22 protein-coding genes are annotated in these 19959 nt (G+C 61.8%); 16 read left to right on the top strand and 6 right to left on the bottom strand.

Features of this window, described 5'->3' with window-relative positions:
• Window positions 1-7: 7 nt before the first annotated feature.
• From HX873_RS15295 to HX873_RS15250, 10 genes are all read left to right on the top strand, one after another.
• The gene (locus HX873_RS15295) at window positions 8-793 is read left to right on the top strand and encodes a TatD family hydrolase (protein WP_017475806.1); all 786 of its coding nucleotides are present in this window, start codon (window positions 8-10) and stop codon (window positions 791-793) included.
• 438 nt (window positions 794-1231) lie between these two features.
• On the top strand, window positions 1232-1885 hold the full coding sequence (locus HX873_RS15290) for a TetR/AcrR family transcriptional regulator (protein ID WP_004371278.1): 654 nt from the start codon (window positions 1232-1234) through the stop codon (window positions 1883-1885).
• 139 nt (window positions 1886-2024) lie between these two features.
• Window positions 2025-2993, top strand: a complete 969-nt coding sequence (locus HX873_RS15285) for a GTP 3',8-cyclase MoaA (protein ID WP_177122863.1) — start codon at window positions 2025-2027, stop codon at window positions 2991-2993.
• Window positions 2994-3068: 75 nt separating this feature from the next.
• Complete coding sequence (locus tag HX873_RS15280) at window positions 3069-3674, top strand: DUF4823 domain-containing protein (RefSeq protein WP_004371272.1); 606 nt, start codon at window positions 3069-3071, stop codon at window positions 3672-3674.
• Window positions 3675-3691: 17 nt separating this feature from the next.
• Complete coding sequence (locus HX873_RS15275; RefSeq protein WP_102369697.1) at window positions 3692-4252, top strand: DUF1285 domain-containing protein; 561 nt, start codon at window positions 3692-3694, stop codon at window positions 4250-4252.
• Between the two features lie 70 nt (window positions 4253-4322).
• Window positions 4323-5036 carry a GntR family transcriptional regulator gene (locus tag HX873_RS15270; RefSeq protein ID WP_080673275.1) on the top strand — a complete coding sequence of 238 codons (714 nt, stop codon included), beginning with the start codon at window positions 4323-4325 and terminating at the stop codon, window positions 5034-5036.
• Window positions 5033-6034 carry an ADP-ribosylglycohydrolase family protein gene (locus HX873_RS15265; RefSeq protein ID WP_177122862.1) on the top strand — a complete coding sequence of 334 codons (1002 nt, stop codon included), beginning with the start codon at window positions 5033-5035 and terminating at the stop codon, window positions 6032-6034. Before HX873_RS15270 ends, HX873_RS15265 begins: the two co-directional genes overlap by 4 nt.
• A gap of 198 nt (window positions 6035-6232) precedes the next feature.
• On the top strand, window positions 6233-7699 hold the full coding sequence (locus HX873_RS15260) for a cytosine permease (protein ID WP_008434943.1): 1467 nt from the start codon (window positions 6233-6235) through the stop codon (window positions 7697-7699).
• Window positions 7692-8612, top strand: coding sequence for a PfkB family carbohydrate kinase (locus tag HX873_RS15255; protein ID WP_177122861.1), 921 nt, complete (start codon window positions 7692-7694; stop codon window positions 8610-8612). Before HX873_RS15260 ends, HX873_RS15255 begins: the two co-directional genes overlap by 8 nt.
• A 38-nt stretch (window positions 8613-8650) precedes the next feature.
• The gene (locus tag HX873_RS15250) at window positions 8651-9379 is read left to right on the top strand and encodes a bifunctional 2-polyprenyl-6-hydroxyphenol methylase/3-demethylubiquinol 3-O-methyltransferase UbiG (RefSeq protein WP_177122860.1); all 729 of its coding nucleotides are present in this window, start codon (window positions 8651-8653) and stop codon (window positions 9377-9379) included.
• Between the two features lie 128 nt (window positions 9380-9507).
• Here the strand turns inward: HX873_RS15250 and HX873_RS15245 are convergent, their stop codons facing one another.
• The 5 genes from HX873_RS15245 to HX873_RS15225 form a co-directional block, all read right to left on the bottom strand.
• Window positions 9508-9888 carry a Rho termination factor N-terminal domain-containing protein gene (locus tag HX873_RS15245; protein WP_177122859.1) on the bottom strand — a complete coding sequence of 127 codons (381 nt, stop codon included), beginning with the start codon at window positions 9886-9888 and terminating at the stop codon, window positions 9508-9510.
• 57 nt (window positions 9889-9945) lie between these two features.
• Complete coding sequence (locus HX873_RS15240) at window positions 9946-10212, bottom strand: hypothetical protein (RefSeq protein ID WP_087692767.1); 267 nt, start codon at window positions 10210-10212, stop codon at window positions 9946-9948.
• A 48-nt stretch (window positions 10213-10260) separates the two neighbouring features.
• Complete coding sequence (locus HX873_RS15235; RefSeq protein ID WP_008434934.1) at window positions 10261-10608, bottom strand: hypothetical protein; 348 nt, start codon at window positions 10606-10608, stop codon at window positions 10261-10263.
• An 85-nt stretch (window positions 10609-10693) separates the two neighbouring features.
• A complete protein-coding gene (locus HX873_RS15230) occupies window positions 10694-11887 on the bottom strand; it encodes an MFS transporter (protein WP_087692765.1) in 1194 nt (397 codons plus the stop codon).
• A gap of 86 nt (window positions 11888-11973) precedes the next feature.
• A complete protein-coding gene (locus tag HX873_RS15225; protein WP_004371242.1) occupies window positions 11974-12633 on the bottom strand; it encodes an HD domain-containing protein in 660 nt (219 codons plus the stop codon).
• A gap of 112 nt (window positions 12634-12745) precedes the next feature.
• Here HX873_RS15225 and HX873_RS15220 point away from each other — a divergent pair, with 112 nt between their 5' ends.
• From HX873_RS15220 to HX873_RS15195, 6 genes are all read left to right on the top strand, one after another.
• Window positions 12746-13225, top strand: coding sequence for a GNAT family N-acetyltransferase (locus HX873_RS15220; RefSeq protein ID WP_004371239.1), 480 nt, complete (start codon window positions 12746-12748; stop codon window positions 13223-13225).
• 149 nt (window positions 13226-13374) lie between these two features.
• Window positions 13375-14196 carry an SDR family oxidoreductase gene (locus HX873_RS15215; protein WP_004371237.1) on the top strand — a complete coding sequence of 274 codons (822 nt, stop codon included), beginning with the start codon at window positions 13375-13377 and terminating at the stop codon, window positions 14194-14196.
• 31 nt (window positions 14197-14227) lie between these two features.
• Window positions 14228-15208: a substrate-binding domain-containing protein gene (locus tag HX873_RS15210; RefSeq protein ID WP_008434927.1), complete on the top strand. Its 981-nt coding sequence runs from the start codon at window positions 14228-14230 to the stop codon at window positions 15206-15208.
• Window positions 15205-16713, top strand: a complete 1509-nt coding sequence (gene araG, locus HX873_RS15205) for an L-arabinose ABC transporter ATP-binding protein AraG (RefSeq protein ID WP_004371233.1) — start codon at window positions 15205-15207, stop codon at window positions 16711-16713. Before HX873_RS15210 ends, araG begins: the two co-directional genes overlap by 4 nt.
• Before the next feature lie 16 nt (window positions 16714-16729).
• Entirely contained in the window at window positions 16730-17695 is a 966-nt protein-coding gene (araH, locus tag HX873_RS15200) for an L-arabinose ABC transporter permease AraH (protein WP_004371231.1), read from the top strand.
• A 185-nt stretch (window positions 17696-17880) separates the two neighbouring features.
• A complete protein-coding gene (locus HX873_RS15195) occupies window positions 17881-18684 on the top strand; it encodes an IclR family transcriptional regulator (protein WP_004371229.1) in 804 nt (267 codons plus the stop codon).
• Between the two features lie 136 nt (window positions 18685-18820).
• On the opposite strand, the gene HX873_RS15190 is transcribed toward HX873_RS15195, so the two are convergent.
• The gene (locus HX873_RS15190; RefSeq protein WP_004371228.1) at window positions 18821-19873 is read right to left on the bottom strand and encodes an NAD(P)-dependent alcohol dehydrogenase; all 1053 of its coding nucleotides are present in this window, start codon (window positions 19871-19873) and stop codon (window positions 18821-18823) included.
• Between the last annotated feature and the right edge of the window lie 86 nt (window positions 19874-19959).

The following is a 19959-nucleotide window of genomic DNA, read 5'->3' as shown; positions in this document are numbered from 1 at the left end:
GATCCCTATGCTCGTAGATTCCCATTGCCACCTTGATCGCCTCGACCTGGCCCAGCACGGCGGCTCCCTCGACGCCGCCCTTGAAGCTGCGCGCCAGCGCGGGGTAGGGCACTTCCTGTGCATCGGCGTCAGCGCGGAAAACGCCGCCGACGTCAAAGCCCTGGCCGATCGTTATGCCGATGTCGACTGCTCGGTGGGCATTCACCCGCTGGACCTCAAGCCCGGCGAAGCCCCGGCCCTCGACTGGCTGCTCGGTGAACTCAATCACCCGCGCGTGGTGGCCATCGGTGAGACCGGCCTGGATTACCACTACGAACCGGAAGCTGCCGAGTTGCAGCAGGCGTCGTTCCGTCTGCACCTGCAAGCCGCCCAGCAGACTGGCAAGCCGGTGATCGTCCACACCCGTGGCGCCCGTGCCGACACCCTGACCCTGCTGCGCGAAGCCGCGCTGCCCCAGGCTGGTGTGCTGCATTGCTTCACTGAAGACTGGGACATGGCCAAGGCCGCGCTGGACCTTGGTTTCTACATTTCCTTGTCGGGCATCGTGACCTTCCGCAACGCCGATGCCCTGCGCGATGTCGCGCGCCAGGTCCCGGCAGACCGCCTGCTGGTGGAAACCGATTCGCCGTACCTGGCGCCAATTCCCCATCGCGGCAAACCCAACCTGCCGGAATACGTACGGGATGTGGCGGATTACCTGGCGATGCTGCGGGGCGAGTCCTACGAGCGCTTTGCCGAACAGACCACCGAAAACTTCAAGCGCCTGTTCCCGCTGGCCCACGTCGGCCACTGAATCGCAGGCAAAAAAAACCCGGGTTCTGGGGGGTGAATCCGGGCTAAGACCATTAGGAGTAAAACAAGGGTACGCAGTCCGTCGGTACCCAGGTCGACGCGTCACTTGGGGGAGATGCCACGCCGACATTTCAAGTATTGATCAGTATCCGATTCAGTCCAGCCACATCTGATCGTTTTTTAAACAGATTTGGAATACGCCCGCTTCGGTTGAGTTCTCATTGGATGCGATGCACACGCGCCAATCACCTGTTTTATTTCTGACTCGAATCGGCACATTCGTTGGCGTGTTGTAAGTTAAGTGCAAAGGTTGTTCATATAGGCGTTGCCCAACGACCGTTCAGTCGGGATAATCCCGCGCACCGGGTAAAACGTTCCGACAAGCACGGCTTGGGGAGCGAACGCCCTTCCAATATCCATCTCTGCAGACCTTTTTCTTATGCACAAAGAACCCCGCAAGGTCCGTGAGTTTCGCCGCCGCGAGCAGGAAATTCTCGACACCGCACTCAAGCTGTTCCTCGACCAGGGTGAAGACAGCGTCACCGTCGAGATGATTGCGGATGCCGTGGGTATCGGCAAAGGCACCATCTACAAGCACTTCAAGTCCAAGGCCGAGATCTACCTGCGCCTGATGCTCGACTACGAGCGCGACCTGAACGAGCTGCTGCACTCGGCCGATGTCGACAAGGACAAGGAAGCGCTGTCCCGCGCCTACTTCGAGTTCCGCATGCGTGACCCGCAGCGCTACCGCTTGTTTGATCGCCTGGAAGAAAAAGTGGTGAAGGGCCATCAGGTGCCGGAAATGGTCGAGGAGCTGCACAAGATCCGTGCCTCGAACTTCGAACGCCTGACCCTGCTGATCAAGGGCCGTATCAGCGAAGGCAAGCTCGAAGACGTGCCACCGTATTTCCACTACTGCGCCGCCTGGGCGTTGGTGCACGGCGCCGTGGCGTTGTACCACTCGCCGTTCTGGAGCAATGTGCTGGAAGACCAGGAAGGTTTCTTCCAGTTCCTGATGGACATCGGCGTGCGCATGGGCAACAAGCGCAAGCACAGCACTGATTTGCCGAACGCCGAAACGCCGGCCACTTGAATCATTCGCCAGCGTGATGGCGATATGATTTCCTGCCCAGCGCAGTAACCCAGGAATATACTCAGGCAAGGACCTTGCTAAAACTTGATTTTTCAGTCAGGTTTTAGTGCGCCCGAATTATCCTCTGCCGGAGTGATCCATGATCGTTGATCGTCAAGGCAGGCGATTCCGCAATTTGCGGATCAGCCTGACCTCAGCCTGCAATTACGCCTGTACCTACTGCGTGCCCAACGGCAAGCGGCTGGTGGCTGCGCAGGACGAACTGTCGGCCGAGGCGATGGCGCGGGGTGTCGAGTACCTGATCGAGGCCGCCGGCATCGAGCGCCTGCGGATTACCGGCGGTGAACCGTTGGTCAGCCCCAAGCTGGAAGCCTTCATGGGCGCGGTGGGGCCGATGGGGCTCAGTGATATCAGCCTGACCACCAACGGCCAACTGCTGGCGCGCAAACTGCCGCTGCTGGTGGACGCCGGGATTCGCCGGATCAACGTGTCCCTCGACACCCTGGACGCCGACGCCTTCCGCAGCATCGCTCGCGGTGGCGACCTGGCCACCGTGCTCGATGGCATGGACCAGGCGAGCGCCGCCGGAATCAAGATCAAGGTCAACATGGTGCCGCTGCGCGGCCAGAACCTCGACCAGGTGATGCCGCTGCTCGACTACTGCCTGGAGCGTGGCTACGAGTTGCGCTTTATCGAATTGATGCGCATGGGCCACCTCGCCAACGATTCCAACGCGTTCCTGCAGCAATTCGTCAGCCTTCAGCAATTGCTCAGCCTGATCGGCGAACAGTACGAATACCTGCAAGCCAACGCCCCGGTGGACGCCACTGCCGTGCGCTACGAAGTGCCCGGCAAAGGTTTCTTCGGTGTCATTGCCAACGAAAGCGTGCCGTTCTGCCGGACCTGTTCGCGTTTGCGCCTGTCGTCCACTGGCTGGCTGCATGGCTGCCTGTCGTCGAGCAACCGCCACTACGTCGGCGACCTGCTGGACAAACCCCGCCACCAGGCCCTGCCGGCCTTGCAGCGCTTGTTGGTCAAGGCCTTGGGTGACAAGCAGGAAGTGGCCTTCTCCGGCGGCGCCACCATCATGAAGATCATCGGCGGCTAGTCTCGCAAGCTGGCGCAAAATCTGCATCTCGTGCCCATTCGCCGGTTTTCCGTCACCGGCCTCTGGAGAATTAGGATGCGTAGTCTGGTTTTGGTGCTGGCGTCACTCGCGCTGGGTGGCTGCATGACCGTCAGTGATATGGCCGAAGGCACGCGCTATCAGATGAGCGATGCCGGGCTGCTGGACCACAGCGATACTCGCCGCGTCAATTCGGTCCGCATACAGCCGGACTCCTTCGTCTTCATCGCCCAGGGCGCCTTCACCCCGCCGGGCAGTGCTTATCCACGGCCTAACGTGGTGGCCGAGGAAGCCTTCAACGGCTTTGTCGAATATTTCCCGATGGTCCGCCGCGCCCGCAAGCCGGAAGGCCTCGAGCAGGCGATGTCGGAAGCCCGCGCGGCGGGTGCGCATTACCTGCTGTACTGCCGCTTCGCCCAGGCGGATGACCGTATCGGCAACGCCGATGAATGGTCTGACCAGGAGGCGGTGGATCGCCTGGGTATCGACACCGGAACCATCCAGGTCATGTTGATCGAGACCAGTACCCAATATTTGATTGATACTGTGCGCATCCATAGCCGTGGCGGTTTACTGACGTTCCACGACAACAAGCCTGAAGATCTGATCGGCAAGCCCCTGGCGCACTACGCGCGCAGCCTGTTGGGCATGAGCGATCAGTAAGACACAAGGAGAGCAGCATGACCGATTCGGCCAAGGCCAATGAGTTGTTGGCGCAATTGCCCAAGGGCAAGGGGCCCGCGCCGGTGCATCTGTGGAACCCGGCGTTTTGCGGCGATATCGACATGCGCATCGCCCGTGACGGCACCTGGTTCTACATGGGCACGCCGATTGGCCGCAAGCCGATGGTCAAGCTGTTCTCCAACATCATCCGCCGCGATGGCGATGATTATTTCCTGATCACCCCGGTGGAAAAGGTCGGGATCAAGGTCGATGACGCGCCCTTCGTCGCCGTGACCCTGGAAGTCGAAGGGCAGGGCGAAAGCCAGGTCCTGCGCTTTACCACCAACGTGGATGAGCAGGTCGAGGCCGGTATCGAGCATCCGCTGCGGGTGGTGATCGACCCGGACACCCAGGAACCCTCGCCATACCTGCGGGTGCGCACCAACCTCGAAGCCCTGGTTCACCGCAATGCGTTCTACCAGTTGGTGGAGCTGGCGGTGACCCGTCCGATCAACGGTAAGAACTGGCTTGGCGTCTGGAGCGGCGGGGTATTTTTCCCCATCGGCCTGGAGCCCTGAGGCTGATTTCTCGCTCTCCCTGAAATAATTCGCTTGCTGTAGCCGGGCTCTTTCGGTTATCAATTTGTACATGATTAGACATGTCCGATTTGATAAGAAAAAACGCGTCGTCGACGAGCTGATCCGCCGTATCGAGGGTGGAGTGATGGCCGACGGTGTCCTGCTGCCGGGCGAGCACCAACTGGCCGAAGAGTTTTCCGTCAGCCGCGGCACCCTGCGTGAAGCCCTGGCCGAACTCAAGCGCCGCAGCTACATCGCCACCCAAAGCGGTGTCGGCTCCATCGTCACCTTCGACGGCATGGTGCTCGACCAGCGCAGCGGCTGGGCCCAAGCCCTGGCCGACACCGGCGCGGTGGTGACCTCCGAAATCCTGCGCCTGGAAGCGGTCACCCGCCCGGACCTGCTCAGCCGTCACGGCAGCGACCAATTCATCGCCCTCGACCGCCGCCGTCGCGCTGCCGACGGCACGTTCGTTTCCCTGGAGCGCTCGCTGATGCCGGCCTCGGGTGGCCTGGAAAGCCTGCCGCAAGTCGGCCTGATCGATAATTCCCTGACCATCACCCTGGCGGCCTATGGCTATGTCGGCGCCACCGGCAACCAATGGATCGGTGCCGAGCCTCTGAACGAAGAAGACGCCCAGCTCCTGGGGCGCCCGGTGGGCACGGTGTTCCTCAAGGCCCTGCGCACCACCTACGACCGCCAGGACCGCTTCATGGAATCCGTCGAAAGCTTGCTCGACCCTCTGCATTTCCGCTTGCACCTTCAATTTGGAACACCGACATGACCGCCACCACCCGCGCCCTCGGCGCCTTCTACGGCCTGGCCCTGGGCGATGCGTTGGGCATGCCCACCCAGTCCCTGAGCCGCGAGCAGGTCAAGGCGCGTTTCGGCGCGATCACCGGCCTGGAAGATGCCGACGCCGATCAGCCGATCGCGCCGAACATGCCCAAGGGCTCGATCACCGATGACACCGAACAGGCGATCCTCGTCGGCCAGTTGCTGGTGGACGGGCAGGGCAGGATTGAACCCACCGAACTCGCCCAACGTTTGATCGACTGGGAAGCGGTGATGCGCGCCAAGGGCTCCCAGGATTTGCTGGGCCCCTCGACCAAGCGTGCGATCGACATGATCCTGGCGGGCCATACCCCGGAAGAGTCCGGTCGCTACGGCACCACCAACGGCGCCGCCATGCGCATCACCCCGGTGGGCATCGCGGCGGACGTCAACGACCCGGCGCATTTTATCCAGGCGGTGATCCAGGCGTGCCAGGTCACCCATAACACCAACCTGGGCATCTCCAGCGCGGCGGCGGTGGCGGCGGTGGTTTCCGCCGGGATCAACGGCGTCGATCTGGGCGAAGCGCTGAACATCGGCACGCAGATCGCCCAGCAGGCGGAAAACCACGGCCACTGGATTGCCGGCGGGCGCATCGCCACCCGCATCAGTTGGGCGCGCACCTTGAGTGTCGACAGCGGCGACAAGGCGCTGTTTACCGACCTGCTTTACGAATTGATCGGCACCTCCGTTGCGTCCCAGGAATCGGTGGTCGTGTCGTTTGCCCTCGCGCAGCAAGTCGCGGTGGGTGAAATGAACGCCATCGAAGCCCTGTGCATGGCCGCCAGCCTCGGCGGCGACACCGACACCATCGCCGCGATTCTCGGCGCGATGCTCGGTGCGTGCCTGGGGATGCAGTGCTGGCCTGAGGCGATGATCGAACAGGTCAAGCAGGTGAACGGCCTGGAACTGGAACCCTTGGTCCAAGGCCTGCTCGATCTGCGCTGAGCACCGCAGATTAAAAAATGTGGGAGCGGGCTTGCTCGCGAAAGCGGTGCATCAGTGACACATGCGTTGCCTGACACACCGCTTTCGCGAGCAAGCCCGCTCCCACATTGATCCAGTCGAGTCAGGAAGACCGGCACACAGATTCAACTTGCCAACCTGCCACAACCACAAAAAAACAGGCATCAGGAGCACCCCACCATGAGTACGTCCTCTTCCGGCCAAAGCGCCGGGCAATTGGAAACACGCGGCATCGAGCCGGTCCCGGAAGGCGAGTGCAACGGCCATCCGCTGCAACTGTTCTGGGTCTGGTTTGCGGCTAACATCAGCATCCTCGGCTTGCCCCTGGGCGCGACCCTCGTGGCGTTTCGCGGCCTGGCGATCTGGCAGGCGATCATCGTCGCAATCCTCGGCGCTGCCGGTTCGTTTGCGGTGGTCGGCATCATCTCCATCGCCGGCCGTCGTGGCCGTGCACCGAGCCTGACCCTGTCCCGGGCGATCTTTGGCGTACGCGGCAATATCGGCCCGACGCTGGTGTCGCTGATGTCGCGCCTCGGCTGGGAAACCGTCAACACCACTACGGCTGCGTTCGTGCTGTTGTCGTTGTGCTCGATCCTGTTCAACTCGCCGGTTGCCGCCAAAAGCGCGCCGGTACTGACCCTGCTGTTCATCGGCATCTTCGTGCTGCTGACCCTCGCCGTGTCGGGCCTGGGCCATGCCACCTTGCTGGTGATCCAGAAGTGGGCCACCTACGTGTTCGGCGCACTGAATATCCTGGTGGGCGGTTTCCTCTGCGCCACCATCGACTGGAGCGCGGTATTCAACGCCACGCCTGCGCCGTTGAGCGCGATGATCATCGGCGTTGGCACCATGGCCGCCGGTACCGGTATCGGCTGGGCCAACGCCGGTGCCGACATGTCGCGCTACCAGCACCGCAGCGTCAAGGCCGTGCGCCTGGTGGCCTCCGCGGCATTCGGTGCGGGGATTCCGCTGGTGCTGTTGATCACCCTCGGCGGCTTGCTGTCGGTGGGCAACAATGACCTGGCGTCGGCCACTGACCCGATCATCGCGATCCGCGACATGCTGCCGACCTGGATGGCGGTGCCGTACCTGATCACCGCGTTTGGCGGGCTGTTGCTGTCGAATAACCTGTCGGTGTACTCGGCGGGCCTCACCACCTTGACCCTCGGTTTGAAGGTCAAGCGCGTGCACGCGGTGATCGTCGACATCGTTGCGATCTTCGCCGGTTCGATCTACTTCATGCTGATCGCCGACAGCTTCTACGGCCCGTTCATCACCTTCATCTCGTTGCTGGCGGTACCGATCACCGCCTGGGTCGGGATCTTTGTCGTCGACCTGATTCATCGCCACTACTACAGCCCCAAAGACCTGCTGGACGTAACGCCAAGCAGCGCCTACTGGTACCGTGGCGGAGTTGAATGGCGTGCGTTCGGCGCCTGGGCGATTGCGATCGTGCTGGGCTTCAGCTTCACCACCATCGGCACCACGGCCGAGAACATCTGGTTCGCCGGTCCGCTGTCCGATTCGTGGCTGGGCCACAACGGCCTGGGCTGGATCGTCACCTTCCTGGTGGCCGGCGGGATTTATGCGGTACTGGGGGGCGCGGCTGATCGTCGCCCGGCTTTGGTAGAGAGCGCTAATGTCTAGATTGCTGCACAGCGGCCAGGTCATCGTCGACCTGGTCATGTCCCTCGACACATTGCCTGCCACCGGTGGCGATGTATTGGCCAACTCCGCCAGCTTCGAAGCCGGCGGTGGCTTCAACGTGATGGCCGCGGCCCGACGCAATGGCTTGCCGGTGGTCTACCTGGGCCGCCATGGCACCGGCCGCTTCGGCGACCTGGCGCGCGCGGCGATGCAGGCCGAGGGCATTGAAATGGCCTTGGCCGCCAGCGACGACAAGGACACAGGCCTGTGTGTGTCCCTGACCGAAGCCACCACCGAGCGCACCTTCATTTCCCATATTGGCGCTGAGGGTGACTTGCTGGCGCAAGACCTGGCCAATGCGGTACCACGCGACGACGACTACGTGTACGTCAGTGGCTACAGCCTGCTGCTGGAAGGCAAGGCCCAGGCGTTGCTCGATTGGCTATTGGCATTGCCGCGCCAGATCACGGTGGTGTTCGATCCGGGCCCGCTGGTGAAGGCACCGGACTCGGCCTTGATGGTCGCCCTGTTGCCGCGTATCGATATCTGGACCAGCAACGGTCCGGAAGCGCTGGCCTTTACCGGCGCGAGCGATCTGGCGGGGGCATTGCTCAAGCTCAACGAGCACTTGCCCGCCGAGACCTTGCTGGTGGTGCGCGATGGACCGAATGGCTGCTGGACCAGCCGTAATGGCCAGGCCGAGCATGTGCCGGGATTCAAGGTCAAGGCGGTGGACAGCAACGGTGCCGGCGATGCTCACGCCGGGGTGTTTATCGCCGGCCTGGCCAATGGTTTGGCGCCAGCTGTCGCGGCACGTCGCGCGAACGCGGCGGCGGCCTTGGCGGTCACGCGCTGGGGGCCGGCCACGTCACCGGGCACGGCTGAAGTGGATGCGTTGTTGAGCGAGGGCTGATTCGGCAGAATAGTCGCCATTCAGCACGGAGCAGCGTCATGACCCAGAACATCTACGACACCGAGGTTTTCTTCGAGGGCTACAGCAAAATGGGCCGCTCGGTAGAAGGCCTCGCCGGCGCGCCGGAGTGGCCGGCGTTGCAATCCATGCTGCCGCCCATGTCGGGATTGAAAGTCGTAGACCTGGGTTGCGGCTACGGCTGGTTCAGTCGCTGGGCCCGGGAGCAGGGTGCCGAGCAGGTGCTGGGGCTGGATGTCTCGCAAAAAATGCTGGCGCGGGCAAAGGAGATGACTTCGTCGTCGGCCATCACCTACGCCATTGCCGACCTGGAAAAACTCGACCTTCCGGATGCCACTTTCGACCTGGCCTACAGCTCATTGGCGTTCCATTACATCGTCGATCTTAAGGGCCTGTTCGCGCGTATCCATCAAGCGTTGGTCCCGGGCGGGCGGTTGGTGTTTTCTATCGAACACCCGATCTTCATGGCGCCCCGGCAGCCGGGCTGGCTGATTGATGAGCAAGGGCACAAGAGCTGGCCGGTGGACAACTACCAGTTGCAAGGACCACGGGTGACAAACTGGCTGGCGGATGGCGTGATCAAGCAGCATCGCACGGTAGGCACGTTGCTGACGCTGTTGATCCAGGCAGGGTTCACCCTGACTCATGTCGACGAGTGGGGCCCGAGCGAAGCGGACCTGAAAGCCCGTCCCGCACTGGCAGAAGAGCTTGAGCGCCCAATGATGCTACTGGTGGCCGCCCACCGCTGATTCCTTGGGTGAAAACCCGACCAAAAATGTGGGAGCGGGCTTGCTCGCGAATGCGGTGGCTCAGCCAATGAATCTGGCACTGATACACCGCTTTCGCGAGCAAGCCCGCTCCCACATTTTGTTCCGCGTTAACCGGCCTTTTTCAGCGCCTCAATCAACTCATCCTTGCGCATGGTCGAGCGCCCGGGAATGTCCTTGGCACGCGCTTCTCTCAGCAAGCTTTCCTTGGTCTGCGTACCCAGCGAAACCCGGCTGTTACGCGGATGCCCCTCACGACTGGCCGCAGCCCGCTTGGCCGACTCATGCCGGTCCTGGGACTTCTTCGCCGGCGCCTTGCGCTGGCCTGAACCGCCGGCCTTTTCGCCGCCGCCAGACTGCTTGTTGACGGTGGCCCAGGCCCGCGCCTCGGCTTCTTCTTTCGACAAGCCCTGGTGCTCATAACTCGCTTCGATATGGGCGGCCTTGCGCTTCTGTTCGGTGGGGTATTTGGCTTTGCTTCCACGAGGCATTGCGATACTCCTTCTGGCCCTCATACAAGATACAAGGGCCAGACCAGGCAAGGTGTGTTATTGGCTCGCTTCGCTTTCCAGCTTGCGAGCCGCTTCCACGCCGGACGCGGTGAGCTTGATCGGCAGGTTCAGCGAATGTTCACCGGCATCGTTGCAGGTCACATGGCCTTCCTTGATCCACCCGCGGTCCTGCAAGGTGGCCAAGGCGCTGGCCACCACTTTTTCACCTCGGTAGTTGTCCAGCACTTCTTTGCCCAACCCACTGGGATGAGCGTGGAGCAGACGGGTGAGGACTTCTTTTTCAAGGTTGTGATCGACGTTCATGCATACCTCTTCACTGGGAAATGGTTGGGTGTTCGTCTTTCTTGCGCATTAAGGCGCGGGCTGTTTTGGCGCGCCGGGGATGTTGGAGTCGTCACCCTTGTTGATCGAGGGCGAAGTGGCACCTGGGCCCATTTTGCCGTTGGGCACCGCACCGCTGTTGCGATTGGTGTCGTCGCCTTGGGTGCGTGGGTCCCTGCTGTTGTCGATGATGGCGCCGCCGTTGGTGTCCATGCCGGTACCCATCGAGTCCTTCGACTCCTGGGCGGCCGGGTTGGGCGGGCTGCCGACAGGGTCGGTCGGGCCGGTGCTGGAACCTGTGGAGGCGGCAAAGCTGCTCAGCGAAACAGCAGACAGCAAACCGGTGAGGGCGAGGGCGGCAAATTTGGAAGTCGTCATGATGGTGTCTCCATATGATTAATGTCCTTACCTGATATTGGTCCGCCCTCGTTTGTGATTCGTGCCTCGATACCGACGAACGGTCTTAGGTCGCTTGTAAGATTTTGTGTGACGAGATTCGGCGCCAGATCAACCGCGCCACCGTGATCAGCCAATTGAGCAGCGCCACCGCCAGTACGCTCATCAACAGGGTCGGCATGCCGTATTCGACGATGACCTTGCCCGCCAGCAGCGGGAAACCGAACACCCCGATAAAGTACGCCAGGCTGAACAACAGCAACGCCTGGGAGGTGGTGCCAGCGGGTGCCTCGTTCGCAGCCAAACCATTGATCACCGAATACGTCAGGCCGTAACCGACGCCCAGGGTGACGGCTGCCAGCAGGTAGCTGTAGTTGCCGCTGACCCTGAACCCGAACAGGAAAATCGACACCAGCATCAACCCCGACAACACACACGCCGCCCAATACGGATCACGCTTGACCACGATGCCGGCGATCAGCAGGCGGCTGGTAATCGCCGCACTCATGAAGCCCAGGAAGAACAGCGAATAGTCCAGCCCGTGCAGCGTTGCGTAGCTGGTCTGGAAACTCGACAGCCCGCCAAACACGCAACCGCCGAGGCCCACCATGATGATCGCGAACACCGCTTTCGATGACAGCACCTGGCGCGTGGCCGACCAGGAAATCTTCGCCACCGGCGCGGTGTGTTGACTCAGCGCGCGACCCAGTCGCCAGAAAATCAGCACACCCACCAGGCTCGCCAGCGCTGCTATATGAAAGGCCGCCGTCAGCGAAAAATCCAGGGCACTTGCCGCCCGCCCCAGCAGTGGCCCGGAGCCGATTCCGGTCATCATGCTGCCCGACAGCAGGGCAAAATACTTGGCCCGTTGCGCCGGTTCCACCAGCATCGCGACGATGATCGGCCCCAACGTGTAGAACACGCCCCAGCCCAATCCCAACGACAAGCCAAAGAACATCAAGCCCTCGCCGAACCCCGGCGCCAGCGCAAAGCCCAGGCACGCCACCACCAGCAATACGCCGAGCAGGGCGATCGACCTGGCAGCCCCCAGCAGGTCGGCCAGATGCCCGGAAACCAGCACCGCCACAAAGGTGCTGAGCATCGCCATGGAGATCACGCTGCCGGCGTCGTGTTCGTTGCCGCCGCGCGAATGGATCAGCAGCGACAGCAAGAATGTCGAGCCATAGGACAGGGAAAGCAGGTAGCTGGCGAGGCAGAAAAGGGCGAACAGTTTTCCGCCGACCGCAGGTGAGGCGTGCATGGAGGAGCCTTGCGTCTGTTGGATTTATGCCCAACTTTTTACCATGCACGGCACGTGGGATTGTTCTGTGGTTCGCGGCGCTTGCGTTAGCCCGCAGCGGAGTATGGCGTGCCTATTTCTTCGATGAACAGGTTCATGAAACCCTTCAACCGCTCATGGCGCGCCAGGGCCATGCGTTGCCCCGTCGGCGTCTGAAATCCGCCCGCCAGATGCAGCAGCTTGGTCTGGAAATGGTCGAGGCAAAAGCGCTTGTCGTCGTACTCGCGATGCTGCGCCGTTGGGTCAGCCGGGTCATACAGCCCGCTGCCCATGCGCCCGGCGATGTAAAATGTGCGGGCCACGCCGATCATGCCCAGGGAGTCCAAACGGTCGGCATCCTGCATAATCTTTGCTTCAAGCGTCACCGGCGTCAGGCCCGCCGAAAAGCTGTGGGTCTCGATGGCGTGGGTCACCGCTGCAATCGTCTCGGGCTGCCACGCCAACCCCTGCAAAATCTGCCCGGCCTTGTCCGCCGCCAATGTTGAGGCCTTGGAACGCAACGGCGAATTCTTCTCCACCGCGACGCAGTCATGGAGCAGCACCGCCGCCAGCAGCACCTCCAGATCGCCACCTTCCTCTGCCTGGATCGACCGCACGTTGTGCCACACCCGTTGCAAGTGGGACAGGTCGTGGGCGCCGTCTTCCGAAGGCTCAAGGGCGTGAGGCAATAACGTCGCGGCGAGGTCGGTCAAGGGCGTGAAGGGCATGGGGATTCTCAAAGGTCGATGGCCTGCAGGTTAGCCGCGAATCAAATTGCACTGCAATCGGTCATTAAAGCGCCTTAGTATGTGTGCTTTATTTCCCTGACAAGGCCTGCCCATGACCATCGAGATTCGCCCCGCCGTGCCCAGCGATGCTGCGCAGATCCTGACCTTCATCACCGAGCTTGCCGACTATGAAAAAGCCCGGCACGAAGTGATTGCCAGCGTGGTGGACATCGAGCGCAGCCTGTTCAGTGAAGGTGCCACCGCCCACGGCCTGATCTGCCTGCGCGACGGTTTGCCGATCGGCTTTGCGGTGTTCTTTTTCAGCTATTCCACGTGGCTGGGCAGCAACTGCCTGTACCTCGAAGACCTGTACATCAACCCCGAGCAACGCGGTGGCGGGGCGGGCAAGAAGTTGCTGCGCCACCTGGCGAAAATCGCCTGCGACAACGGCTGCGGGCGTTTCGAGTGGAGCGTGCTGGACTGGAACGAGCCGGCCATCGCGTTCTACAAATCCATCGGTGCCCAGCCCCAGGAAGAGTGGGTACGCTACCGCATGGAAGGCGACGCCCTCAGGGATTTCGCACAGGGTTAAGTGTGCATAAAGGACCGGCTTTTAAAGCCGGTTTTTTTATATATTTGCTCACTATGTGGGATGATAATTTATATATTGAGATGTTTCGGTTTCTGGGTTTATAGTCTTGCGCATCAGCACTCACTACCAAAAACAAAACAGGTGAAGCGATGCAGGCACAACCGTTGTCGTTACCTCCGGTGCCCGAGCCGACTTACGGCGAGCGACTGAAGAACAAAGTCGTGGTCATCACCGGTGCCGCCCAAGGCATTGGCGAGGCTATCGTCGCCTGCTTCCAGGCTCAGCAGGCGCGCCTGGTGATCGGTGATATCCAGGGCGAGAAGGTCGAGCAGGTCGCCGCCCACTGGCGCGAACACGGCGCCGAGATCTACGCACAACCTGTCGACATCACTTCCAAGGATCAATGGCGCGCCCTGGTGGACGTCGCTATCGAACGCTTTGGCCGCGTCGATGTGCTGGTCAATTGCGCCGGCGTCAACGTGTTCCGCGACCCGCTGGAAATGACCGACGAAGACTGGCGCCGCTGCTTCGCCATCGACCTCGACGGCGCCTGGTACGGCTGCCGTACCGTGTTGCCGCACATGATCGAGCAAGGCATCGGCAACATCATCAACATCGCCTCCACCCATTCCAGCCACATCATTCCCGGTTGCTTCCCGTACCCGGTGGCCAAGCACGGCCTGCTCGGGCTGACCCGCGCCCTGGGCATCGAATACGCGCCCAAGGGCATCCGCGTAAATGCCATCGCGCCGGGCTATATCGAAACCCAGCTCAACGTCGATTACTGGAACGGCTTTGCCGACCCGCACGCCGAGCGCCAGCGTGCCTTCGACCTGCACCCGCCCAAGCGCATCGGCCAGCCGATTGAAGTGGCGATGACGGCACTGTTTCTTGCGACCGATGAGGCGCCCTTTATCAATGCCACCTGCCTGATGATCGATGGTGGGCGGTCGGTGATGTACCACGATTAAAACTTTTCCAAATAACAAGAAGAGGTGGTTCATGCTCAAGAAAACACTAGGCACCCTTGCCCTCACGATGGCGCTCAGCGGCCTGGCCTCTGCCGAAGAAGTAAAGATCGGCTTCCTGGTCAAGCAGGCGGAAGAGCCCTGGTTCCAGACCGAATGGGCCTTCGCTGAAAAAGCCGGCAAGGACCATGGTTTCACCGTGATCAAGATCGCCGTGCCCGACGGCGAGAAAACCCTGTCCGCCATCGATACCCTGGCCGCCAACGGCGCCAAGGGTTTCGTGATCTGCCCGCCGGACGTGTCCCTGGGCCCTGCGATCATGGCCAAGGCCAAGCTGAATAACCTCAAAGTGCTGGCGGTGGACGACCGCTTCGTCGACGCCAAGGGCAAGCCCATGGAAGACGTGCCTTACGTCGGCCTGGACGCCTACAAGATCGGCCAGAAACAAGGCGAAGCCATGGCCACCGAAGCCAAGCATCGCAACTGGGACTGGAAGGACACCTACGCCGTCATCAATACCTTCGACGAGCTGGAAACCGGCAAGAAGCGCACCGACGGTTCGGTAGAAGGCCTCAAGGCCGCCGGCCTGCCGGTTGACCATATCCTGTTCACCGCGCAGAAAACCCTCGACGTGCCGGGCGCCATGGACTCCACCAACTCGGCCCTGGTGAAACTGCCCAGCGGCGCGAAAAACCTGCTGATTGGCGGCATGAACGACAGCACCGTACTGGGCGGCGTACGCGCCACCGAAAGCGCCGGCTTCAAGGCCACAAACGTGATTGGCGTGGGCATCAACGGCACCGACGCCATCGAAGAACTGAAGAAATCCGACACCGGTTTCTACGGCTCGATGCTGCTCAGCCCCGATGCGTCCGGCTATAAAACTGCGACCTCGATGTTCGAGTGGGTGACCAAAGGCACTGAGCCTGCCAAGTTCACCGCACTGGATAACGTGACCCTGATCACCCGCGCCAACTTCAAGGAAGAGTTGAGCAAGATCGGTCTGTGGAAATGAACAGCGCCGCTGCAGAGAGCCTGCGCTTCAACGGCATCGGCAAGGAGTTTCCCGGGGTGAAGGCCCTGGCGCAGATCAGCTTCGAAGCGCGGCCCCATTCGGTGCATGCGCTGATGGGCGAGAACGGCGCGGGCAAGTCGACCTTGCTGAAAATCCTCGGCGGTTTTTATCCGCCCAACAGCGGCAGCTTGCAGTTGGGCGAACGCAGCGTGAGTTTCAAGTCGGCGGCCGACAGCATCGCCAGCGGCATCGCAGTGATTCACCAGGAGCTGCAACTGGTGCCGGAAATGACCGTCGCCGAGAACCTCTTGCTGGGGCATATGCCGTCGCGCTTTGGCGTGGTCAATCGCGGGGCGATGGTGCGCAAGGCACGGGAACTGCTCAAGGGCCTGGCGGATGAAATCGATCCGAACATGCGCCTGGGCAGCCTGTCCCTCGGCCAGCGGCAACTGGTGGAAATCGCCAAGGCCATGTCGCGCAACGCCCATGTGATTGCGTTCGATGAGCCCACCAGCAGCCTCTCGGCCCGTGAGATCGAGCGGCTGATGGTGATCATCGCCCGACTGCGGGATGAAGGCCGGGTGATCCTCTACGTGTCGCACCGCATGGAAGAAGTGTTCCGTATCTGCGATGCGGTGACGGTGTTCAAGGACGGGCGCTTCGTGCGCACGTTCGAGGACATGACGCAGTTGAACGTCGACCAGTTGGTCAACTGCATGGTCGGGCGCGATATCCAGGATATCTACGACTACAGGCCGCGCGAGCACTGCGGTGAAGCGCTGCGAGTCGAAGGTTTGCTCGGGCCGGGGTTGCAGGAACCGGTGAGCCTGCAGGTGAACAAGGGCGAGATTCTCGGGCTGTTCGGCCTGGTGGGGGCCGGGCGCACAGAGTTGTTGCGCCTGCTCGCCGGGCTGTCCCGCAGCACCCAGGGGACTCTGGTGCTGCATGGCCAGGCGCAGACGTTCAAGACACCACGGGATGCGATTGCGGCGGGGGTGTTGCTCTGCCCCGAGGACCGCAAGAAGGAAGGCATCGTGCCCCGCGCAAGCGTTGCAGAGAACATCAATATCAGTGCGCGGCGCGACCATGCGCGCTTCGGCTGGCTGATCCAGGGCGGCTGGGAACGCACCAACGCCCAGCGGCAGATCAGCGCGCTGAACGTGCGCACGCCGTCGGCGGACCAGCCGATTCTGTTCCTGTCGGGCGGCAATCAGCAGAAGGCGATTCTCGGCCGCTGGTTGTCGATGCCGATGAAAGTGTTGCTGCTGGACGAGCCGACCCGCGGCATTGATATCGGTGCGAAATCGGAGATCTACCAGATCATTCATAACCTGGCGGCCAGTGGCATCGCGGTGATCGTGGTGTCCAGCGACCTGATGGAAGTGATGGGCATCTCCGACCGCATCCTGGTGATGAGCGAAGGCGCCCTGACCGGCGAATTGACCCGCGATCAAGCGGACGAAGCACGGCTGCTGCAACTGGCTCTTCCGCGTACGCGGGACTGAAGAATACGAGGTGGGTATGTCACAGGTAAAAACTGCAAGAAGCTTCTGGCCGGGGTTCAACCAGCGCAAGTTTCTCGATGATTGGGTCATGCTGCTGGCGGCCTTGAGCATCTTTGTGCTCAGCGCCATCTTCATCGACAACTTCCTCTCGCCGCTGAACATGCGTGGCCTGGGTCTGGCGATTTCCACTGTGGGGATTGCGGCCTGCACCATGCTGTTTTGCCTGGCGTCGGGGCACTTCGACTTGTCGGTGGGTTCGGTGATCGCCTGTTCGGGCGTGGTGGCGGGGATCGTGATTCGCGACACCGACAGCGTGTTCTTCGGCGTGTCGGCGGCGTTGGCCATGGGCCTGGTGGTGGGACTGATCAACGGCATCGTGATCGCCAAGCTGCGGATCAACGCGTTGATCACGACGCTGGCGACGATGCAGATCGTGCGTGGGCTGGCGTATATTTTTTCCAACGGCAAGGCGGTCGGCGTGATGGACGAAAACTTCTTCGTCTTTGGTAACGGCCAGCTGTTTGGCGTGCCGGTGCCAATCGTCATCACCGTGCTGTGCTTTGTGTTTTTTGGCTGGTTGCTGAACTACACCACCTACGGGCGCAACACCATGGCCATCGGCGGCAACCAGGAAGCGGCGCTGTTGGCCGGGGTGAATGTCGATCGCACCAAGATCATCATCTTTGCCGTGCACGGCGTGATCGGCGCGTTGGCCGGGGTGATCCTGGCGTCGCGGATGACCTCGGGGCAACCGATGATTGGCCAGGGGTTCGAGCTGACGGTGATCTCGGCGTGCGTGCTGGGCGGGGTGTCGCTGAGCGGCGGGATCGGGATGATCCGGCATGTGATTGCCGGGGTGCTGATTCTGGCGATCATCGAAAACGCGATGAACCTGAAGAACATCGACACCTTCTACCAATACGTGATTCGCGGCTCGATCCTGTTGCTGGCGGTGATTATCGACCGCATGAAACAACGATAAAAAGGGCGCCACACGACCAATGTGGGAGCGGGCTTGCTCGCGAAAACGGTGTGTCAGTCAGCCTATGCACTCACTGGAAAACCGCATTCGCGAGCAAGCCCGCTCCCACATTTTGATCTCCTCTGTTTTGCTGGTCCGCATTTGCCATAATGCTCGCCGTTTTCGTACTTCCCAATAGGCCCGATATGCAGGAAAACGCCCAAACTCCCGTCAAAGAAGCCGCGCCCACCGGCACTCAAACCCTGCTTCGTGGCCTGGGCGTGGTGCAGGCAGTGGCGGCCGGTGCGCGGGATCTGAAGGAAATCGCCAAGCGCATCGGCACCACCCGCAGCACCACTCACCGCCTGGCCAGTTGCCTGGTGGAAGAACGCTACCTGCGCGTAGTGCCGCAAGTCGGTTATCTGCTGGGCCCCAAATTGATCGAGCTGGGTTTCCAGGCCCGTGAAGAACTGCCTTTGGTCAGCCTGGCAGTGCCGTATCTGGACGAGTTGTCGGCGTTGACCGGCGATACCATCCACCTGGCTATCCGCGAATACGACGACGTGCTGTACCTGCACAAGAACCCTGGCCGCAACGGCCCGGAAATGCGCTCGCGCGTCGGCCATCGCATGCCGCTGGCGCGCACCGGGATCGGCAAGGCGTTGTTGCTGGATGACAGCGTGGAAGAGTGGCAGCGCCTGTATCAGGTCAGCTTGCCGACGGGCGGGAAGAATCTGCAGTGGCCGCAGCACCCCGAGCAATCCTGGGCGCAGTTTGAACAGCGCATGCAGGAATACGTGGCGGGCGGTTATGCATTCGATCTGGAAGACAACGAACCGTCGATCCGTTGTGTCGCGGCACCGGTGCGCGATGCCAGCCGGCGAATCGTCGCCGGCATCAGCATCGCCAGTACCGTGCCCTACATGCCGCTGGAGAAAATGGCCGAGCTGATCCCTGTGATCAAACAGGTCGCAGCACGGCTGTCAGCGGAGTTGGGCGCGAAGGCCTGATCAGGCCGTGATCGTTCCCATGCTCCGCGTGGGAATGCCGCTTCGGACGCTCCGCGTCCAGCACTTGAGCCCTGCGCAACGGTGACGCAGAGCGTCACAGCATGCGTTCCCACGCAGAGCGTGGGAACGATCATGATCAGGCCTTGAGGGTCGCCATGTCGATCACGAAGCGGTACTTCACATCACCGGCAATCATGCGGGTGTAGGCTTCGTTGATCTGGCGGATGTCGAGCATTTCGATATCGCAGGTGATGCCGTGCTCGGCGCAGAAATCCAGGACTTCCTGGGTTTCGGCAATCCCACCGATCAACGAACCGGCCAGCACTTTGCGGCCCAGCACCAGCTTGGCAGCGTTGACGGGCGGGTCGACCGGCTCGATCAAACCTACCAGGATGTGCACGCCGTCAAAGCGCAGTACGTCGAGGTAGGGATTCAAGTCGTGCTGCACCGGAATGGTGTCCAGCAGGAAGTCGAAATGCCCGGCAGCGGCTTTCATCTGGGCTTCGTCGGTGGACACGATCACGTGGTCGGCGCCCTGGCGACGGCCTTCTTCAGCCTTGCTCGCGGAGCGGGTGAACAGCGTCACTTCCGCGCCCATGGCCTTGGCGAACTTGATGCCCATATGGCCCAAACCGCCCATGCCCAGAACGCCAACCTTGTCGCCAGCCTTCACGCCGTAGTGCTTGAGCGGCGAGTAAGTGGTGATGCCGGCGCAGAGGATCGGCGCGGCGCTGGCCAGGTCGAGCTTGGCCGGGATCTTCACCACGAAGTGCTCGCTGACCACGATGCTGTCGGAGTAGCCGCCCATGGTGTTGCTGCCGTCGACCCGGTCCGGGGTGGCGTAGGTCATGGTCGGGCCTTCGAGGCAGTATTGCTCGAGGTCCGCGTGGCAGGCGTCGCAGTGACGGCAGGAGTCGACCATGCAGCCAACACCCACCAGGTCGCCGACTTTGTGCGCGGTGACGCTGGCGCCGACGGCGGTGACTTTACCGACGATCTCGTGGCCCGGCATCAGCGGGTACACGGCGATGCCCCATTCGTTGCGTGCCTGGTGGATGTCGGAGTGGCAGACGCCGCAGTAGAGAATTTCGATCGCCACGTCATCGGCGCGCGGGCTGCGGCGTTCGAAGGACATGGGGGCGAGGGGAGTGGTGGCCGATTGAGCGGCATAACCGATGGCGGTGTACATGGAGAAACCTCGCAGGTGCAGTAACAGGTGAGGTGGCGCATTCTCCGCGCCGTGCCTGGGTGCGGCCATGGCGATTGCTCCGAGTC

Source organism: Pseudomonas sp. P7758, from assembly GCF_013386485.1.
Taxonomy (GTDB): Bacteria; Pseudomonadota; Gammaproteobacteria; order Pseudomonadales; family Pseudomonadaceae; genus Aquipseudomonas.
This window is presented reverse-complemented; position numbering and strand designations above follow the sequence as displayed.

Coding starts and splice junctions, on each gene's coding strand:
- HX873_RS15290 (WP_004371278.1), top strand. CDS start 1,232: ATGCACAAAGAACCCCGCAAGGTCCGTGAGTTTCGCCGCCGCGAGCAG.
- HX873_RS15275 (WP_102369697.1), top strand. CDS start 3,692: ATGACCGATTCGGCCAAGGCCAATGAGTTGTTGGCGCAATTGCCCAAG.
- HX873_RS15220 (WP_004371239.1), top strand. CDS start 12,746: ATGACCATCGAGATTCGCCCCGCCGTGCCCAGCGATGCTGCGCAGATC.
- HX873_RS15260 (WP_008434943.1), top strand. CDS start 6,233: ATGAGTACGTCCTCTTCCGGCCAAAGCGCCGGGCAATTGGAAACACGC.
- HX873_RS15255 (WP_177122861.1), top strand. CDS start 7,692: ATGTCTAGATTGCTGCACAGCGGCCAGGTCATCGTCGACCTGGTCATG.
- HX873_RS15210 (WP_008434927.1), top strand. CDS start 14,228: ATGCTCAAGAAAACACTAGGCACCCTTGCCCTCACGATGGCGCTCAGC.
- HX873_RS15235 (WP_008434934.1), bottom strand. CDS start 10,608: ATGACGACTTCCAAATTTGCCGCCCTCGCCCTCACCGGTTTGCTGTCT.
- HX873_RS15225 (WP_004371242.1), bottom strand. CDS start 12,633: ATGCCCTTCACGCCCTTGACCGACCTCGCCGCGACGTTATTGCCTCAC.
- HX873_RS15230 (WP_087692765.1), bottom strand. CDS start 11,887: ATGCACGCCTCACCTGCGGTCGGCGGAAAACTGTTCGCCCTTTTCTGC.
- araH (WP_004371231.1), top strand. CDS start 16,730: ATGTCACAGGTAAAAACTGCAAGAAGCTTCTGGCCGGGGTTCAACCAG.
- HX873_RS15270 (WP_080673275.1), top strand. CDS start 4,323: ATGATTAGACATGTCCGATTTGATAAGAAAAAACGCGTCGTCGACGAG.
- HX873_RS15250 (WP_177122860.1), top strand. CDS start 8,651: ATGACCCAGAACATCTACGACACCGAGGTTTTCTTCGAGGGCTACAGC.
- araG (WP_004371233.1), top strand. CDS start 15,205: ATGAACAGCGCCGCTGCAGAGAGCCTGCGCTTCAACGGCATCGGCAAG.
- HX873_RS15265 (WP_177122862.1), top strand. CDS start 5,033: ATGACCGCCACCACCCGCGCCCTCGGCGCCTTCTACGGCCTGGCCCTG.
- HX873_RS15285 (WP_177122863.1), top strand. CDS start 2,025: ATGATCGTTGATCGTCAAGGCAGGCGATTCCGCAATTTGCGGATCAGC.
- HX873_RS15215 (WP_004371237.1), top strand. CDS start 13,375: ATGCAGGCACAACCGTTGTCGTTACCTCCGGTGCCCGAGCCGACTTAC.
- HX873_RS15245 (WP_177122859.1), bottom strand. CDS start 9,888: ATGCCTCGTGGAAGCAAAGCCAAATACCCCACCGAACAGAAGCGCAAG.
- HX873_RS15190 (WP_004371228.1), bottom strand. CDS start 19,873: ATGTACACCGCCATCGGTTATGCCGCTCAATCGGCCACCACTCCCCTC.
- HX873_RS15240 (WP_087692767.1), bottom strand. CDS start 10,212: ATGAACGTCGATCACAACCTTGAAAAAGAAGTCCTCACCCGTCTGCTC.
- HX873_RS15295 (WP_017475806.1), top strand. CDS start 8: ATGCTCGTAGATTCCCATTGCCACCTTGATCGCCTCGACCTGGCCCAG.
- HX873_RS15195 (WP_004371229.1), top strand. CDS start 17,881: ATGCAGGAAAACGCCCAAACTCCCGTCAAAGAAGCCGCGCCCACCGGC.
- HX873_RS15280 (WP_004371272.1), top strand. CDS start 3,069: ATGCGTAGTCTGGTTTTGGTGCTGGCGTCACTCGCGCTGGGTGGCTGC.